The following is a 19,591-nucleotide window of genomic DNA, read 5'->3' on the forward strand; positions in this document are numbered from 1 at the left end:
TTGAGTTTCTAGATTATTTTTTGGTATAAAGTTAAGTTTTTCTGCTAAACAATAAAAAAAGTAATAAAAATACCTTATCAGACTGATAAGGTATTTTTATTACTTTTTTTTATAGAGATTCTATATCTGGAAGATCGATAAAATATTTACCATCTATCCATTTTGCTTCACTTACATCTTGCCATGGTTGTGCCATTTGGGTCTTAAGAAAGTCTTTTTCCCATTCCATCGGAATATCGATTTTTTTAACTTTGACTTTGAATGTAGCATCCTCTAAGTCAATATCATTTTTCACAGCATAAAATTCTGTAAAGCGTTTTATACCATTAGAAAGAGCTGTAGAATCTACTTGAGGACCGACCATACCAAAACCAATATATGTCCAATTTCTCCCTACATTATACCAAGAAGCTTGTCCTTGAGGGTTAGTAATAGGTAGCCAAGTTTCTGATCCATTTTTTTCAATATAAGTTATTGCTATAATATGATTATATCCTGTATAATGAAAATCAAGAAATACACTATGACTAACTATACCAAAGAAACCTTGACTTATTAAAGGACTTATGTTTGAAGAGATTTTAGCAAAAACCTTGTTTGGAAAAGAAACTGTCCAACCATTATTGATTACAACCTTTTTGACAAGTGGAGAACGATAGATTACTCCCAACTGTAAACTCATAATTAGCACAAAATAGGTAATAATAGCATAAATATGTATTTTTTTGAATAGTGGAATCTGTAAATTATCTCTAATTTGCTGTTCTGTTGTTTGTCCAAATATTCTATTCAAAAAAGCCTTATAAGATGTATTAATTTTTTTGATAAAATGTAAAGGTATTAATAATATATATAAAGCTATCATAGTTAAGGCAAACCCAGGAATTGGAAAAGTAATAAAAATACCTATATGTAAACCTAAACCCACAATAAAAATAGGTAACCGAGCTTTCTTATTCCAAAATATAAATATAAATATGAACTCTAAAAATAACGTTAAATAGCTCAAAAAAACTATTATATATTTTTGGTTCATTAACCAGTTTAAATCTAAAAATGTAAATTGGGGCAAGGATGCAGGTTTCCATACTCCCAATCCAGTAGTCCAAGTTACAGAAGCTAATTTATGAAAAATTGAATCAAAATATATAAAACCTATACCCACCAAAACAATAGAAAAATAATTAAGGACTGAAATATCACTAATGAAAACAGGTTGATTTTTTATTTTACTTTTATAAGCTTTAATAAAGCTATCTACTGATAGAGTTTCAGATGATGAAGTAAAAATCAATAAAAAACTAACTCCTATGTATATATAATCTGCATGATAACTAGCTATTAAAGATGTTCCAAAGATAAGTACACAACAAACATAACTAACTATAGCCACATAGCGTGTAAATAAACCTATGACAAGAAAAAGAAGACTAAAACACCAAATCCATAACAAACCATCAAAAATAAATACCTTACCAACAGTCATTTGATTTATAAAAATCAAATATTTAAAATTAAATATTTGTACCACTTCTCCCAAAAGAACTAAACCAAAAAACATGCGAAAAAGAGCCAATCCAGTAGGATCTATTTTCTTATCATATAGCTTCTCAAAAAGGTTATATATCTTTTTCATATGATAACTAATAAAGTGGTTATTCAAATAATCTTAATACTTCTTGCGATTCAGGAGTTTCATTAGGAGAATATTTTCCTATGACAGTTCCTTCATTGAGCATCCAAAGTGCAGGATTTGAGCGAGCTATTGTCTTGATAACAGTTGCATCAATATAATAAAAAGGAAAATTAATATTCTGACTCGTTTTAAAAGAATTAATAGCTTCTTGGGTGTCAGAAGTAAGAATGGCTACTTTTATATTTGCATTCTTAGCTGTAGTTTCATTAATCAACTTCTTAATTTCCTCAAATTTATCAAAGTTTCCTTTTGCTACATTCTGAACCAAAATAAAAATACGTTTTTCTGTTAAAGATTCTTGTGTAAAATCTCCTTCGTCATTCCAAAGACTATAATCTGTAATTTTAGGTTTACTTTCAGCTTCATTCAAAAGTTCATTACTCACATATTTATAAGCAGGGTCAGTTGGATATTCTTCCATACGAAACTCTTGCCCATCCTTTTCCATTACATAAATATAACGAGCAGGCTCTTTAGATTTCATTTGTTCAGAAATATTCTTACCTACTGCATAGGCTCTAAAATCAATAGGAGCTTCATATTCAATAGCATAATAAGTCAAAAAACCTGAAAGAAGTGTTATCGAACTCAAAACTACAAAAGTGAGAAAGTTAGATTTATTAGTTAATTTCTTTACCTGAACTAATAGAATTGTAATCAAGACAAACAGAACTACATCTTTTGTAAAAGACTCCCAAGGCTTTAGAGGAAGAAAATCACCAAAACAACCACAGTCAGTTACTTTATTAAAATAAGCTGAATAAAAAGTCAGAAAGGTAAAAAAGGTAATCATCAAGAATAAAAGCCAAACCGTAATTTTTCGTTTGAAACCAATCAAAAGAGCTGTCCCCAATACTATCTCAGAAACTACAAAAATGACAGCCAAAATAGTTGCATTTTGATTAAGGAAATGAAAAAAACCGTGCAAAGAAGGCACATCAGTTGCAAAAACTTCAAAGTATTCACCTAGTTTGATAGCTGTTCCGATAGGATCAATAGCTTTTACAGCTCCTGAAAAAATAAATAATGCACCTACAATAAAACAAATGATTTGGTTGAGGAATTTCATAGCGTTTTTTGATTTTTCTTTACTGTTGTTGATATTTTACTAACAACATGTTTTATTTTTGTTCTTGTAATTTTTTATCGGCATTTTGTTCTTGCATATTGACCGAATTGCCTGCTTGGTTTTGGTTTTGTTCCATCATCAAAATGAGAGCAAAAACAGAATAGTTTATCATATCCTTATATCCTGCATCAATACCTTCTGAAACCAATGTTTTGCCTTGATTATCTTCAATGCGTTTGATACGAAGCAATTTCATCAAAATAATATCTGTAATACTGGTAATTCGCATAACACGCCAAGCCTCTCCATAATCGTGATTTTTACGATTTAAGAGCTGTTGTGAAACTTCCGAATGTTTTTGATAATATTCTGTTACTTCTCTAAGTGGAATCTCCAAGCGAGCATCACTTCGAAGCTGAATTTGAATTAAAGCCATCAAAGAGTAATTTATGATTCCAATAAACTCTGAAGCAATATCATCACCTACCATTTGTGAACCTTTATCTTGAATAGTTCGGATGCGTTGTGCTTTGATATAGATTTGATCTGTAATACTTGGAAGACGCAAAATACGCCATGAAGTACCATAATCTTTATTTTTTTGGTCGAATAGTTGCCTACACGTAACCATTATTTGGCGATATTGAGCTAGTGTTTTGTCAGTCAAGGCTTTTTATATTTTTAATGACTAGTTTTGATTCTATCCACAAAAATACATAATCTAGTTTATTTATTCGAATTTATAAAGATTACTCTGTTTTATTTTCTTGTTTACTTTTTCCAATAAAAATAATCATCAACTTTTTTTCTAGCCAACTGTGTAAAGGTACAATTGGAAGTGCAATAATTAAGTTTGCAATGAGTTTTATTAGAATATTTCCTGCAGATAATACTTCTATTTTTGGCTCTAACAAAAGAAGAATAAACTCAAAGAGAAGTAACAAAACGAAAAACAAACCTGCTTTAAGCACATTTTCAGAAGCATTTAATGTTTTGAGAAGATATAAAAATCCAATAATTACTATGAGAATAATTGTTATTCCTGTATAGATAAGCATATTTTGTCTTTCTATTTTTTCCTTTAATAGTTGGCTTTTCTTTTCTTCCTCTTCTTTCTCTTGGGCTACTTTTCTTTCTATTTCAAAATTTCCCTGTAAACGAGCAGCATCCTTTTGACTTTCTAAATTATTTATGGAGTCTGTATATATTTGTTGCTGACGTTCGTGAAATAATGCTTTTTCATACTCTTTAACTGCCTCATTGTATGTAGTTGCTAATCTATGATACTGTAAGGCTATGTTTATATCATAATTATTTTCTAAAAAATAAGCTATTTGATTTAATACATCTCTTGCTTGCTCATTTTTATTTTGTAGTAAGTACAATTCAGTTTGAATCAATAGGAGACTATTTTTTGTAATCTTTTCTTTTACTATTTCTATTGTTTCTAAGCCTTTTTGCACATAGTATTCAGCAGAATCGTAATTTCCTAAATACATGTAATCTGTTGCTATATTCTCACATACCATTGCAATGCTACTATAATCTTGTAGTTTTTCATAGATTTGTTTTGCTTGATAATTATAATCCAAAGAAGTTTTATATTCTTCTCTGTCACTATAAGCAGCTCCCAAATTTTGTAGAACCCAAGAAGCTCTCAACAAATCTCCATCTTCTTTATACAGTTTTAATGATTTTTCATAGTAAGGGAAAGCAACATCATATTGTCCTTGTATATCATAAATTGCACCTACCACAAGATATACCCAAGCACGAGTTTGTAATGTAGTAATTTTGGCAGAATCTAATAATTTAGCAGATTGAATACCATAATCAAAGGCTTTATCAATTTGTCCTCGTAACTGATAAAACCAGCTTAGATGAGAAAGTGAAACTATTTCTCCTTCTGTGTAATTTATTTCCAAAGATTTTTGATAGGCTTTTTGAGCATACTCTCCATACTTTTCTGTATCAACCATAAAATAAGCCCAACCTATCTTATTGAGTAAATCAATTTTTTCTTCTTCTGTATTTGTCTTTTTTAGCTCTATTGAAAGGCTATCTATTGTTTTTGTTTGACTATATAAATAAAACGGAAATAAAACAAATAAAAATAATAATAAAAAATGTTTCATCAGTGTTGGGTTTAAAACTTACCTTTTCACTCTACAAGAAAGCAAAGTAATATCATCAGGATAAGGAGTATTTCCTTTAAAAAGATGAAGTTTATCAAATAAGCGTTCATGAAGCTCTTGATGCGAATGGTCAAAATTTTCTTTTACTCCTTCTAATAGATTCTCTTCTCCAAATTCTTCTCCATCTTCGGCTGCCGTTTCAGTAAATCCGTCTGTATAACAGAAAATTAAAAAATCATCTAATCCATTTAGATTTGCCACAGAAAGAAAAGGAAGTTTGTCAAATGTACCTAAAATGGTTGTTCCTTCTTCTAAGTGCTGAACTTGATGAGCATTGAGCATCAAAATAGGTGCATTATGACCAGCATTGATATAAACTGCCGTTTTTTGACTCTTATTATATAGAAAAAAGAAAGCTGTAATAAAATGTCCACCACCTGAATTTTGAATAATTAAATGATTGAGTTCTTCTACAATTTTTTTCAAATCTGTTGTTTGACGTGCCATTGTACGAAGGGCTGCTTGAAAATTTGACATCAGAATAGCAGCAGGAAAACCTTTTCCAGAAACATCAGCTACACAAAGTAAAAATTCATTTTCATTAATTTGAATATAATCATAATAATCTCCTCCTACATTGTGGTGAGGATAATAGCTTGCCACCACACTAAACTTTTCTTCATTAGGCAAATGCTTTGGTAGAAGTAATGATTGTACTTCACTAGCAATTTCTAATTGACGATTAAATGCTTCCTGCACTTTTTGTTTTCTAGCCATCTTTTTATTCTCCACAGCAACAATAATAATATCACTGAGTGCTTGAATAAAAGGCAAATCCAAATCTTCTTCTAATAAATTATCATAAGCTCTTCCTAAGAAAAGATACGCCAAAACCTCATCTTTATGATGAATTGGAATAATAAAGCAAAATTCATTAAAAGGAGCTAAATGATTAAATTCATTAGTAGCTGAAACTTTATGAATATCTAAAATTTCATTAGGCAAAAGTACATCTCTATAATTTGCCAGCGTACCAAAACTTTCTTTATTAAACCACTTATTTCTATTTGCATCTACTTCTGTATCTTCATCCAAAACATACAAAGTCATTTTCGAAATATAGGGATAAGAACGGAGTGTAAACATAAAGGTACGGTACAAATCCTGTTCAGCAATATTTCCATTGATAGACTTTATAATATCGATAAGTGAATCCAACTCAATTTTTTTGAGTTCTAATGCGTTTACTGTTTCAGTAGTTTTTTCTGACATAATTAATATAGAAAGAGTAATATACTCTACTTGTATTGGTTAATACTTTTGTTTGTATTTTTTAATACTCGTTGTTTATAGTGGTTAAATTTGATAGGCAATTTACAAAAAAGGAATGTATTTTACAGCATTGTTTTTTATCTTGTTTGGTTGAGTTATTTTCACTCTTGTTTTCTATTCATATCTATGCCTTCTAATTTACTATTTTTAAAATCATTTTATAAAAATTTAGCTTCTAACTCTAAAGCTCGCTTCCTAACAGGGTTTTTGATTATTCTTATTTTTCAAATTTGGAGTACCTATAAAGGAGAAGGAGTAGCCAAAACACACGATTCACTTCAATATCTCAAAACGGCTGAAAACTTAATTTTACAAAACGATTTTATTCAGACCAATTCTCAACCTTATATTGCTTGGGCTTTAGGATTTCCTTTTTTACTGATTCTTTTTAAAGATTCTATTTTTCTTAATCTACTTTGTATCTTGACAACTTATGTCTTTTATTTTGATTTAACTCATAAATTATTTCAAAAAACCTGTATAAAATGGTGGCTTATTGTAGCTTTTGTTTCTGCTACTCCTCTTTATCTTATTCATCATTTTGTTTGGTCAGAACCTCCATTTTTACTTTCTTTGATAGGCTGTATTTGGGCGTTTTATTATTTAGTTGATAATCTGAATAATAAAATCCCTACCAAAGCCATCTATTTATTCTGCTTTTTTGGTTTTCTTTTTTGTGCTATGCGAAATGCAGGACTTTATTTTGTGATTGGGATAAATAGTGGAATAATTTTATTTTATCTGATTCCATTTACACTTAAAAACAACAAAGGGTTTGTAAATTCTATTTTATGGAAAAATCCGTATTTCAAACCTCTACTTTATTTTTCCTTATCTTCTATTTTACCTATTTTTTTGTGGTGGTTTCATGCCAAAATCAAGACACAAGGAAATTTTGATACGATTTATAACCTTGCCCTACGGACGTTTTCAGAAGAATGCATAAATTATGGAGATATTTTGAGTCGTTGGTTTCTTCCTCCTTCTATTACTTTAGAAATTCGAATTTCTATTCTTTCGTTACTAATAGTATTATTTCTTATTTTTTTTATTAGAAAAGTAAAATTAGAAACTGACAAAAACTCAAAATTCATTCTATTTATTTTTTGGATAACATTTGTTTATCTAATCGGAATGCTTTTCAGTAGGGCAGGAATGAAAATAGATGCAGAGCGTTTTTTGGCTATTGTTTATCCTTTTTTGTGTATTTTAATAGGTTTTATTCTTAATTTATCTTTGGATAAAATGAGAATCAATAATATCTTAAAATATGGAATTGCTTTTTTGTGGCTCGTTTATCCCTTCTTACGAACATTAAAAAACATTGTTTTTTGGAATTGATTTTTTGTAAGAAGAAGTTGTTTTAAAATAATAATGAATTTTAAGAACTATAAATAGATTTGAAGTAACTTATACTACAATTGTGGCGTACCTATTAATAGGCTCTTTACACATTTATTTTGCAAAAAAAGAAGAATGCAATATTCATTTTTGAAAAAAAATTACTATATTAAGTATTGAAATAAAACAAGAATAAAATTGATTCAATCAAGATATATTTTTAAGAAAAAAAATAGAATATTACGTATTTGTTGATGTATCTACACTAACAAAGACAGAAATTATGAGTTTTAAGATAAAACAAGCCCTTTTCCTTAAAAACCTCCTAAACTAATTTTAGCCAATAGCTAATGCAAGACTTAGGTAACAGAAAAATTATAGTATGAAAGATTTTATAAATGATTTTAAACCCTCTAACACAAATCAGAGGAAACCTTATGTTCCAGATTATAACTCACCTTACACATCTACTTATGCAAAGGATGCTGTTTATGAGTTGGATACAATGCGTCCAATGAGCAATATTTTTATAGGAAAGCTCGTCATGGGACTTACGTTTGCATATAGCATGATTTGGATGCCTCTTTTTTTCAAAATTTTATTATGCTTTGTAGCTGTTTCTATTCTAATACCACTTGTTAAAGAATACTGGACAAAACAAATAAAAGCTATTCGTTTGACTAATAAATATTTAGAAATCCGAAGAGGAGCAAATAATGATTCTATACGAGTAGATTTGAAAGATATTAAAAAAATTGAACTCATAGAAAGACAAAAACATCGTAAATATAGACGCAGAAGTGGAGAAGTAGCTACAATTCTTTTCGAACGTCCAAATACACGAACACAAGATTTTCACCCAGAGACAAAATGTGTAGTTACTGATACAAGAGGAAACAGAGTGGAAATTGAATATCGTTTCTTTTTAGAAGGTGATTTTGAAGAGTTTTTAGGTGTTTTGGAAGATACCTATTCAAAAATCTATAATAAGCATATCACAACAAAAGATAAAGACAAAAAAATTGCTCCTATTTCATTTCAAGAAGCTAGTAAAACAAAGGAAAATCCTTTCAAAGAACAAAAAGATGAACCTCCTTATGATGAAAATATTGCTAGATTAGATGATTTGATTACCAAAAATAATTCTATGTTAGAAAATGGAATTATGCTTACTGAAAAGCTAGAAGAAAGCTTAGATGAGATTTATAAATCAATCTATTATATTAGAAGTGCTTTTGATATTGCCAAAATGCCAAATGCTATCATTATTTATGAATTTAAGAATGCAAATAATTTGACTTCTTATATTTTGGAAAATGATTTTTATAAAGAATTAGATGAAGAAAATATAGAAATGGGTTTGCAACTTATAGAGACAGCAGAAAAAAATATTAGAGTTGCTCAAATGCGTATTAATAGCTTCAAAAAAATTAATAAACGTTTGAGAAATATTAAATTTCAAAAAGAACGTCGCTTACAATTGCAAGGAATTATGCACCGTCTGAATGACTTACAAGAACAAAACACAAATCAAGATATAGAACAAAAAACAAATCCGATTCAAACAGACGAAGATATTGATTTACATTTATTGGACGAGTTGGAAGATTTGTCCTATCAAGTAGATTCTGCTGATGACCTGCAAAAAGCAATGTCTTTAAATGAACATATTTCACTTTTCGATGAGGAAAATAAGAAAAATGATTAGTAGAAAAACAGAAACTCCAAGTTTATAATTTCATAAAACCGTATTCTATCTATTGTAGAAATACGGTTTTTATTATTGTGCATTTTCAAACAGCATTCCGTATTAAAAGAGCATTATCTAATGGATAAAACAATACTTAATCACTATTTCCATTCTTTATTTCCTATTCAAGAGGAAGTGGTAAACAAGATAACAGAAACTTTTACTCATTTTAGATTAGATAAAAATTCTATATTACTGGATATAGATACAGTTAGTACAAAGACCTATTTTTTAGAACGAGGTTACATGCGCTCCTATATCCTAAATGAAGATAATGAAGAGATAACTACACATATTTATTCTGCTCCATGTTTTGTGAATGATTTTTTGTCATTTTTTAAGCAGCAGCCAACGAATCAAATTTATCAAACTTTGTCAGAATGTTCATTTTGGGAAACAAGTATTGAAAATGTTCAATCAAACTTTCATACTATTCCTGATTTTAGAGAATTTAGTAGGCTTTTATTTGTCATTAATTATCATAAACTCAATGATAGACTCATAGAAACAGTAAGCCAAAAAGCAGAAACACGCTATCTAAAACTTTTAAAAGAGCAACCTCATATTTTTCAAAATATCCCTCTCAAAATAATTGCTTCCTATTTAGGTATTACAGATAGTAGCCTAAGTAGAATTAGAAAAGAAATTAGCAAAACATAATTTCTTGTCATTTATCAAGTAATCATTCCAAATTATAGTAGGAAATTTGACAAAATAGAAATTTCAAAAAAAACAAGCAAAACATGAATATTGTAATAATTGGTCTTGGTGGTGTTGGTGGTTATTTTGGGTTCAAAATTAACCAAATCAACGAAATTGATAAAAAACACCAAATAGCATTTGTGGCAAGAGCCAAAACATATCAAACTATCAAAGAGAAAGGACTTAAACTAATTTCTCCTGAACATATAAATAGTGTAACCACTCCTGATGCCATTTACCAAGATATAACAGAAATACAGAATCCAAACTTAATTTTAATTTGTGTCAAGGAATACGATTTAGAAAATGTTTGTACTCAGCTTAGTGGTGTCATCACAAAAGACACTATTATATTACCCATGATGAATGGAGTAGATATTTATGATAGAATAAGGAAAATTCTACCAAATACTGTTATTCTACCTTCTTGTGTTTATGTTGCTTCACATATCAAAGAGAAAGGTAGTATAGAACATAAAGGAATAGCTGGTAAGTTAATTTTTGGTAGAGATCCTGAGCATTTTTCTGAAGATATTAATTGGGTAGAAACAATAATCAAAAATAGTGGAATAAAATACGAATTTAAAGATAATTCCTTAGTAGATATTTGGACTAAGTTTATTTTTATTGCAAGTTTTGGTTTGGTAACTGCTAAATACAATTCATCTATTGGAGCTGTTTGTACTAATGAAATCCAAAGAAAAGAAGCTACTGAAATAATGGAAGAAATTAGGTGGATTGCAAATCAAAAAGGAATTCCTTTGCCAAATGATATTGTTGATATAACTTTTGAAAAAGCATCTTCATTTCCACCAACAACACCAACATCTTTACAGTTAGATATAAATTCTGGAAAAGAAAATAGTGAATTAGAGTTATTTGCTGGTGCGATTTTAAAGTATGGTGCTGATTTTAATAAAAAATGTCACTTTACTCAAAAAATATATAATGAAATAAAAAGTAAACAGACTCTCAATTATTAAACAGCTTTTCTATTAACAAAAAGCATTTGTTCAAAAATATCATAAAAATGAAGCCCCAAGTATTCCCAAAATCATTAACTCAAGAAATCACAAAAAATACAGGAAGACGTTTTGCCATAAGTGACATTCATGGTTGTGGCAAAACATTTATTTATTTGGTGGAAGATATTCTAAACCTTAAAAAAGACGACCAACTTTTTATTTTAGGAGATTTGATTGATAGAGGAAAAAATTCTATTCTTTTAATAAATTATATTATTGAAAAGCAAAAAGAAGGGTATGCAATTTTTGTTTTGATAGGCAATCACGAACAAATGCTTTTAGAGTTTTATCAGAAAAATAATAATGAACTCTCAAAGAAAATACTAGCTCATAATTATTTAGAAGACTTAGTCAATAAGGAAAGAGAAATCAAACCAAAATACGCTGAGTTTTTTAATAAAATGCTTTTCTATATAGAATTAGAAAATTGTCTTTTAGTGCATGCAGGTTTTGATGTAAATTATGAACCTATCAATGGAGAAAATCTTTTTACAAATGCACATGCTATGCTTTGGGTAAGAAAATTTAAAGGAAATCTATACAAAACCAAGCAGAAACCTGTTGTTCATGGTCATGTTGTTCATAACTTGGAGGAGATAAAAGAAAATCTAAAACTAGCAAAGGAAAATAAAACAGCTATTGTTCCAATTGATAACGGTTGTGTCTATGTAAGTCTAGGAAAATATCAAAAATATAAGGGAGCAGTAGGAAACCTTTGTGCAGTAGAATTAAATACATGGGAGCTTTTTTATACGCCTTTTCGTGATAGAGATTAGTTACTCAGCCTTGCAACTTTGACAAAAAAAGTTATTTAAATTTATTTATCACTAAGTAAAACAAGAAAAAGTCAATTCAAAGAATCCTTTGAATTGACTTTTAGCTTAAATAGAATTTGATTTCAAAATTAATTATTCAATATTTTGAACATCTAAAATCAAACGAGCTTGCATTCCCTGCATTAATTTTAATTCATTATAATAATGATAGAATTTATAAAACTCACCCATTTCTTCTTTTATAGCTCTTTGTTTAGCCTCTTGACCTTGATTTAGAATTTGCTCTAAAAATGTTTTTTCTTCAGGGTAATAACGAACTTGATAATCTTCACCCAAACCTGCACTAGTTGCAGCAATTTTGATAGCATCATCCAAATCTCCTAAAACATCAACTAAGCCACGCTGTTTGGCATCAATTCCAGTCCAAACACGTCCTTCTGCATATTCTCTTAATTTTTCTACTGGCATCTTACGTCCTTGTGCAGCCTTTGTTGTGAAATCAATATAACCACGATTTACAGAATTTTGGATAATAGAATCTTCTGCTGATGAAGGCTGACGAGTAGGATAACCCAAATCTGCAAACTCTGCTGTCTTTACACCATCAAATGTAATTCCGATTTTGTTTTCGGCAAACTGGTCTATTCCGAAAAGCATTCCAAAAATTCCTATTGAACCTGTAATTGTATTCGGATGTGCCACAATGGTATCACAAGCCATTGCCATATAATATCCACCTGAAGCAGCTACATCAGACATAGAAGCAATAATAGGTTTTTCTTTCTTAGTAAGCATTACTTCACGCCACATAATATCAGAAGCTAATGCACTTCCACCACCCGAATTGATACGTAAAACTACAGCTTTCACTCGTTTATCCTTACGAGCTTTGCGAATAGCTGCTGCAATGGCATCTCCTCCAATTTGTCCTTGTCCTCCATTTCCATCAACAATATTTCCTTCTCCTACAATAATAGCAATACGTTTGTCTGTGTCGCCTTTATTTTCTTTATTTATTGTTTTGATGTATTTAGGTAGAGAAACAAAAGAAATTTTCTCTTTATCATCATCTTCATTTTCTTCTATTCCTAAAGCAGTTTTGATTTTGTCTTCTACTTGGTCGTAATAAAGTGTATCATTAACAAGTTTGTAATTAACTGCATCTCCAGCTTCTCTGATAAGCATTTTATTACTAATTTCTCTTAGTTCTTCTGCTGACATTTTACGACCACTTTTTGTGTTTGTAGTAGCTACATTATTCAAATAAGTATCATACAAAGAATTTAGATATACACTTGTTTGTTCACGATTTGCTTCACTCATTTCTTCTAAAATAAATGGCTCAACAGCAGATTTGAATGTTCCTACTTTATAGATTCTTGGTTCGATATCTAGTTTTTCAAGCATTTTTTTGAAGAAAGGAATTTGAGAGAAAAATCCATTCATTTCTAAAGCTCCTTGAGGATAAAGATAAACTTGATCAGCTGTAGAAGCTAAATAATATCCCTTTTCACCATAATATTTACTATAGGCATAAATAAATTTATTAGAAGTCTTGAAATCTTCTAAAGCTGCATGAATCTCTTCCAACATAGCAAAACCAACAGGAACATCTGTTACTTCTAAATAAACACCTTTGATATTATCATCTGTTTTAGCTTTTTTGAGAGCTGCTTTTATACTTACTAAACTTAGTGGTGTAGAACTTCCTTGTAATTCTGCCATCAAATCAGCAAAAGGATCATCTTTACTATATTCTGCAATTGTTTGGTTCAAAGAGATTTTTAAAACACTGTTGTTATCAATTTTGACTTCATTATTACTTGTTAAACCAGCAATTAAGAATAAAAATCCCATTACTAAAAAGAAAATTCCGATGCCAAACGCACAAGCAAAAGCAACTTTTATAAATCCTAATATTTGCTGACCAATAGATGGACGGTTGGCATTTCTCTGACGGGCTGCTGCTTGTCTTCTCTGACTAGCTTGATTTTGACTTTGTTTTTTCTCAGAATTTATATTTTCTGATGGATTGCCTTGATTAGACAAATTAGAATTCTCTGGATTTAGTGGGTCGGTTGGCTCACTCATAAATTTATTATTTGTTATAGCGTTATTTTGAATTGATTTATATTAAAACTAAGTAATTACTGCTCTGTTCAGAATAGGTAGCCAAAAGCATTTCTTTATTACATTTTTGGTTAAAAAATCTATAATTCTTATTTTTTTGGGAGTTTTGTTTGTTTTGAATAAAAATAGATTTTACCTTCGCTTTTACATTTACAGAATACTAAGAATAATACAATTTTTTCAAAATGAAAATTCAACCCTTCCAAAATGAAAAAATAAGTCATTCTGAAAAAAAGCTGTAAAATAGAAAAAATGCGTTTTTGAACTCTAAACGCCTATTTGATATTATTTTTCAAAATAAATAATAAAAAACTCAAGTTGGCAAATAGATTGAACTATGTTTAATACAATTCCAATAAAAGATTGGAAATAAAAGACTTTCGCTTCACAAAGATTTTGATTAGTAGTTTATAAATAATAAACCATCTAAAAATTTTAACAAAAACTTTATTTTTTGAAGCAACAGACAAAGGAAATAGTAGTAGAATAACAGGACGTTTGCGATAGAAAAATCTATCAACTTTTAGCAGCGACTTATCTTTTCAGTTATTCAACTAGATTTTCTAATAGTTAAGTAGTAAAGTAAGTAAGTGGACAGAAAAAACTCCTTTCAATCGAAAGGAGTTTTTTTATTGATTTTGGTAAAGAACTCTAAACATATTTGTTTTTTGAGGAATTATATAGCAAAATGTAGTTTGCTTTTTTGAGAACCAGTCAAATCAAATTTAGCAATCGTTTGGTAATTTTCCATCTCTCCATTCATCAACAGTTATGTAATTATTCCACTCAACTTCACAACTGTTATAGTTAAAAGTCCATTCAATCCAAAAATCACCTTCTTTATCAGTAAAGCATCCACTAAATTTAATTTTTTTAGCTGTTTCGTCTATTATACTCTCACCAATTGCCTGCCATAATTTTACAATATCTTTTGGAGCTTCAATCGATTTTGTTATTCCTTCTTTACTAAAATAACCTGTAAATTCTTCATTTGAAATTCCTTTTATACTCAATTTAGTTGCACCTAATATTATTGCTTCTGCGATATTACCTTCAATAAAATTTTCTAATTTTCCCCAATCAAAAGCCAGTTCGATATTTTGTCCTATGCGTTCTAGGTTTGTAAAACAAGAGTCATTCAAAGACAGTCTATTTAGATTTGAGTATAGTTTCAATTTAATTGCTTTTTGAATTATAATTATGGATTAGTTTCTGAGTGTTTGCTTATCCAATAACACACAAATCTAATAGAATATACAAAGAAGATAAAATTATTTTTTCTTAGTAATTCAGAATTCCGAAAAATCTATAAAGTTTTGTACCTTTGAAGCATAAGAAAAGGTGATTTATTCAAAAATTTTCCTTTTCGTTTTAATCGTATCTTAAAATTGTATTTGTAATACTATTTTTTATAAAAAATATATAATAAAATGACAAAAGTAACCGTAGTAGGCGCAGGAAACGTAGGCGCAACTTGTGCAGATGTATTAGCAACTCGTGAAATATGTCAAGAAGTAGTTTTAGTAGATATCAAAGAAGGTTTTGCTGAAGGCAAAGCATTAGATATTTGGCAAAAAGCTCCAATTAATGTTTATGACACTCGTACAGTAGGTGTTACAGGCGATTATGCTCGTACAGCAAATTCTGATGTTGTTGTTATTACTTCTGGTTTACCTCGTAAACCAGGTATGACTCGTGATGACTTAATTGCTACAAATGCAAAAATTGTAAACGAAGTTACTTCAAAAGTAATTGAGCATTCTCCAAATGCAATCATTATTATCGTTTCAAATCCTTTGGACGTAATGACGTATGCTGCTCACTTAGCTTCTAAAAAAGACCGTCGTCAAGTAATGGGAATGGCTGGTATCTTGGATACAGCTCGTTACCGTGCATTTTTGGCTGAAGCTTTAGATATTTCTCCAAAAGAAATTCAAGCTATTTTGATGGGTGGACACGGTGATACAATGGTTCCACTTCCTCGTTATACAACTGTTGCTGGTATTCCTGTAACTGAGCTTATTGATGCAGATAAATTAGACGCAATCGTAGAACGTACTAAAAAAGGTGGTGGAGAACTCGTTAAATTAATGGGAACTTCTGCTTGGTATGCTCCAGGTGCTGCTGCTGCTCAAATGGTAGAAGCTATTGTTAAAAATCAGCGCAGAGTATTCCCTGTTTGTGTGAAATTAGAAGGAGAATATGGTATCAATGATTGTTACTTAGGAGTTCCTGTAATTTTGGGTAAAAATGGTATCGAAAAAATCATTGAACTTGACCTTAACGATGACGAAAAAGCACTTTTAGAAACTTCTCGTCAGCACGTTAAAGAAGTAATGGATACTTTTGACAACATGAATGCAACTGTATAAAGAAAGAATAAAAAATTATAAGTGGTAAATTGATTTCAATTTGTTTACTTTAATAACATTCTATTTATAAAAAAGTCCATAATTTATTTTGTGGACTTTTTTTGTTATTTTTATTTTTGAAATTCAAGCGAGGACGCTTGAATCAGAATAGATTTTATAAATTATAAATGTCTAGTTTAAGCGTCCTCGCTTGAACTACTTTTTCTATAAAAATGCAAAAGAAAATAATTATTACAGGAGGTTGTGGCTACATTGGCTCGCACACCGTTGTCGAATGCTTAGAAAATTACACAAAAGAAAATGGCTATGAGCAAGATTATCAAGTTATTTCTATTGATAGTCACTTGAATTCTTCTTCTTCTGTCATTAAAAATATTGAAAGTCTAACAGGTAGAAAAATAAAAAACTATGATGTAGATTTGTGTGATTACGAAAAGACAAAAGAAATTTTTGAAAAGGAAGTAGGTATTAATTCTGAGTCAAATTCTCAAATCATTGGAATTATTCATTTTGCAGCTCTAAAGTCTGTTCCTGATTCGGTGGCTGATCCTGTTTTTTATTATCAAAACAATCTAAACTCTTTACTCAATATTTTGAAGTTAAGTAAAGAGTATAAAGTAGAGAATTTTATTTTCTCTTCTTCGTGTTCGGTGTATGGAAATACAACTGAATTACCTGTTTCTGAAAATACAGCTTTTGGAAGTGCAGAATCCCCTTATGCTTACACCAAACAGGTAGGCGAAAGAATGATAATTGATTTTGCCAAAACATCTAAAAGTCAAAAATTTGTTTTGCTTCGTTATTTCAATCCAGTTGGAGCACATGTTTCGGCACAAATTGGAGAAGACCCAAAAAACCCACCAACTTCGCTTGTTCCAATTATTACACTAACGGCAGCAGGAAAAAGAGATAAAATGTTAGTTCATGGAAGTGATTACGGAACTAGAGATGGTTCTTGTATTAGAGATTATATCCACGTTTCAGATATTGCAGAAGCTCACCGTTTGGCGATTGATTTTTTAGTTAAGAATAATTTAGATAATAAAAAAATAAATCAAGTAGAGATATTCAATCTAGGAACAGGAAATGGAGTAACCGTTTTAGAAGCCATAAAAGCCTTTGAAAAAGTAAGTAACAAAAAACTCAATTATGAATTAGGAGGACGAAGAGAAGGCGACGTAGTAGAGATTTATGCAGATAATGCAAAAGCAAAAACTCTTTTAGGCTGGATTCCTAAATATGGAATTGAAGAAATGATGCTTTCAGCTTGGAAATGGCAAGAGAAGATTTTGTAAAAATAAAAACTTAGTTTTTATTTTCTACTTAAAGGTCGGTGGTGAGACAACAGCAAAACTCGTTTGAATGGAGTTTGAACATTTTTTTAAAACTCACAACCAAAGTTGTGGGCAATCTTTTGACTACTTTCGTATTTTATCTAATAAAATTATCAATTCTATATTGCTATTATCATTTTTTGTCAATTTTTCTCATTTTATGTCATTTTTAGCCTTTTTTGGCACTTTTGCTTTACCCAATAAAAATAGCCTTTTACCTTAAAGTATATTTGTGTTTATCGAAAACGAAAGCAGTTTGGCACTTCTACGTAATTTCTTGCGTGGATTTTGAATAGTATCTATCAATTCTGAGTAACTCTAAAGCAGCAAACTTAAATTTAAGAATGTAGTAAGACTTACAAGAATTTCTCAAAGAAATTTATACTATAAAGACCAACTAGCTACACGATTTTCAATTATGATAAACTATATATTCTATAAATCCGAAGAACTATTCTATCAGCTATTTTCAAATAATAGTCGTTATCGCAAGACTGCTGAAGCAATGAATGCAGAGAACTATTATGAATTGCAAGCTGTTTTAGAATCACATCTGCGTAGAGGATATGGATATGCAGAATTTCAAAATTGGAATGATGCGGTCAGAGAATTTGAAAAAGTATTGGGCATTCATCCTAATCATACAGAAGCTCTTTTTGGATTAGCTGTTTCATTTTATAATCGTTGGTTGGATTATGGAAAAGCAACTGACAAATATCGTGCAGCAGGCTTAGCTCGTCGTTGTGTAGATAACGAACCTCAACATTATAAAGCCATGCAACTCTTGAGTCAAATTTATAAAGGAGCTGCCTTTGAAGAGGCAATGAAAAAACGCTCTTGGCACACTAACATTATGATGGGGCTTGTTGGTGTAATGTTTCTTTCTAGTGGATATTTAGGATATAGTTATTTAGAGCAAAATTCTAATCAAACTCCATTTGCAGATGAACTACTAACTTTAAACAATATTACTAATAATACAGCCAATTTAGCATTTGATAATGAGAATGCTCCTATGCAAGCAGAAGGTTCATTAAAATCAATTACTATTTTGGAAGATGAGGGACTTCATTTGCCAGTAGAATGGATAGTAAACCCAAAATTTGAAGGTCTAAAGTTAGAAGTAGAACAGTCTAAATTCAAAAACTTTAATGGTTCATATTCCTATAATTTATTAGCTGATTTGTATGTTTCTAGTGGTGCAATTTCTAGTCTCAAACTCAAAATTGAGCTTTTAGATAGAGATGGAAATGCCATCGCACAAGATGTAGTACAAGCTATAGAAACCTTTGACCCAATTGCTAGAAAAGGAGAATCAATTCCGTTTCGTTATTTGGAATACAGAGAAGAATTTGTAGAAAATGCAACACTCGTACGAGTACGAGTAGAAAAAGTAGAATATCAAGCAAATACAGAAATGAATACTGTTCCCGTAAATTTGGAATGGAATAATATGAGCAATTTTAATCCTAATATTTTGCTTTCTGAAAGAGTAAGTAATTTACAAGAAGCAGATGAAAATGGTACAACTGGAGCTTTTCAACACTTTGAATGGGAAATCCAAAATGCCACTGAAAAAGGACAAGTAAAATTATTACAAGCAGAAATTAAATGGATAGGACATCAGGGACAAACATTAGACAGCAGAACAACTTATTTAATAAACTCTTCTGAGCCAACTTTAAAAGCAAATCAGATTCGTAGTATTGGAAGAGCCTACCGTTTGGAAGGAATAAATAAAGAAGATATTGCTCGTTACTCAGTAACGATAAAAGAAATTGAAGATTAAGTAATGCTGTCATTGGTGAGTACACCAACAACAGCATACTAATCAAACAAAAGACATTCAAGATTAAGGATAGGATAGGATTGAAAATGGCGTAGGAATTTTTCCTACGCTATTTTTGTGTTTTTAAATTCCAACTTACA

General features: G+C 30.0%; 15 protein-coding genes. 8 read left to right on the plus strand and 7 right to left on the minus strand.

The genetic code is table 11. The features are described from left to right. Nucleotides 1-109: 109 nt before the first annotated feature. The 5 genes from V9L04_RS07470 to V9L04_RS07490 all read right to left on the minus strand — a co-directional run bounded on the left by V9L04_RS07470 (nucleotide 110) and on the right by V9L04_RS07490 (nucleotide 6,172). On the minus strand, nucleotides 110-1,636 hold the full coding sequence (locus V9L04_RS07470; protein ID WP_338793466.1) for an HTTM domain-containing protein: 1,527 nt from the start codon (nucleotides 1,634-1,636) through the stop codon (nucleotides 110-112). A gap of 19 nt (nucleotides 1,637-1,655) precedes the next feature. After that, a complete protein-coding gene (locus V9L04_RS07475) occupies nucleotides 1,656-2,765 on the minus strand; it encodes a BT_3928 family protein (protein WP_338793467.1) in 1,110 nt (369 codons plus the stop codon). Nucleotides 2,766-2,817: 52 nt separating this feature from the next. After that, nucleotides 2,818-3,432, minus strand: coding sequence for a DUF1599 domain-containing protein (locus V9L04_RS07480; RefSeq protein WP_338793468.1), 615 nt, complete (start codon nucleotides 3,430-3,432; stop codon nucleotides 2,818-2,820). Between the two features lie 82 nt (nucleotides 3,433-3,514). After that, nucleotides 3,515-4,900, minus strand: coding sequence for a tetratricopeptide repeat protein (locus V9L04_RS07485; protein ID WP_338793469.1), 1,386 nt, complete (start codon nucleotides 4,898-4,900; stop codon nucleotides 3,515-3,517). Nucleotides 4,901-4,918: 18 nt separating this feature from the next. Next, the gene (locus tag V9L04_RS07490; RefSeq protein ID WP_338793470.1) at nucleotides 4,919-6,172 is read right to left on the minus strand and encodes a SpoIIE family protein phosphatase; all 1,254 of its coding nucleotides are present in this window, start codon (nucleotides 6,170-6,172) and stop codon (nucleotides 4,919-4,921) included. Between the two features lie 186 nt (nucleotides 6,173-6,358). Between V9L04_RS07490 and V9L04_RS07495 the strand changes: the two genes are divergently transcribed. The 5 genes from V9L04_RS07495 to V9L04_RS07515 all read left to right on the plus strand — a co-directional run bounded on the left by V9L04_RS07495 (nucleotide 6,359) and on the right by V9L04_RS07515 (nucleotide 11,826). Beyond that, a complete protein-coding gene (locus tag V9L04_RS07495; RefSeq protein ID WP_338793471.1) occupies nucleotides 6,359-7,573 on the plus strand; it encodes a hypothetical protein in 1,215 nt (404 codons plus the stop codon). A 382-nt stretch (nucleotides 7,574-7,955) separates the two neighbouring features. Further along, nucleotides 7,956-9,281, plus strand: coding sequence for a hypothetical protein (locus V9L04_RS07500; protein ID WP_338793472.1), 1,326 nt, complete (start codon nucleotides 7,956-7,958; stop codon nucleotides 9,279-9,281). A gap of 120 nt (nucleotides 9,282-9,401) precedes the next feature. Further along, nucleotides 9,402-9,983 carry a Crp/Fnr family transcriptional regulator gene (locus V9L04_RS07505; RefSeq protein ID WP_338793473.1) on the plus strand — a complete coding sequence of 194 codons (582 nt, stop codon included), beginning with the start codon at nucleotides 9,402-9,404 and terminating at the stop codon, nucleotides 9,981-9,983. An 83-nt stretch (nucleotides 9,984-10,066) separates the two neighbouring features. Beyond that, the gene (locus V9L04_RS07510) at nucleotides 10,067-11,008 is read left to right on the plus strand and encodes a 2-dehydropantoate 2-reductase (RefSeq protein WP_338793474.1); all 942 of its coding nucleotides are present in this window, start codon (nucleotides 10,067-10,069) and stop codon (nucleotides 11,006-11,008) included. A 47-nt stretch (nucleotides 11,009-11,055) separates the two neighbouring features. Beyond that, entirely contained in the window at nucleotides 11,056-11,826 is a 771-nt protein-coding gene (locus V9L04_RS07515) for a metallophosphoesterase (RefSeq protein ID WP_338793475.1), read from the plus strand. A gap of 132 nt (nucleotides 11,827-11,958) precedes the next feature. Here V9L04_RS07515 and sppA read toward each other — a convergent pair whose 3' ends face one another. Further along, on the minus strand, nucleotides 11,959-13,917 hold the full coding sequence (gene sppA, locus V9L04_RS07520; RefSeq protein ID WP_338793476.1) for a signal peptide peptidase SppA: 1,959 nt from the start codon (nucleotides 13,915-13,917) through the stop codon (nucleotides 11,959-11,961). Nucleotides 13,918-14,681: 764 nt separating this feature from the next. Continuing rightward, nucleotides 14,682-15,131, minus strand: a complete 450-nt coding sequence (locus V9L04_RS07525) for a hypothetical protein (protein WP_338793478.1) — start codon at nucleotides 15,129-15,131, stop codon at nucleotides 14,682-14,684. Between the two features lie 255 nt (nucleotides 15,132-15,386). Here V9L04_RS07525 and mdh point away from each other — a divergent pair, with 255 nt between their 5' ends. The 3 genes from mdh (at nucleotide 15,387) to V9L04_RS07540 (ending at nucleotide 19,451) form a co-directional block, all read left to right on the plus strand. Continuing rightward, entirely contained in the window at nucleotides 15,387-16,328 is a 942-nt protein-coding gene (gene mdh / locus V9L04_RS07530; protein WP_338793479.1) for a malate dehydrogenase, read from the plus strand. Nucleotides 16,329-16,540: 212 nt separating this feature from the next. Further along, complete coding sequence (gene galE, locus V9L04_RS07535; protein ID WP_338793480.1) at nucleotides 16,541-17,623, plus strand: UDP-glucose 4-epimerase GalE; 1,083 nt, start codon at nucleotides 16,541-16,543, stop codon at nucleotides 17,621-17,623. A gap of 457 nt (nucleotides 17,624-18,080) precedes the next feature. Continuing rightward, nucleotides 18,081-19,451, plus strand: coding sequence for a hypothetical protein (locus V9L04_RS07540; protein ID WP_338793481.1), 1,371 nt, complete (start codon nucleotides 18,081-18,083; stop codon nucleotides 19,449-19,451). Nucleotides 19,452-19,591 lie beyond the last annotated feature (140 nt).

The sequence above is a fragment of the Bernardetia sp. MNP-M8 genome (assembly GCF_037126285.1).
GTDB lineage: Bacteria > Bacteroidota > Bacteroidia > Cytophagales > Bernardetiaceae > Bernardetia.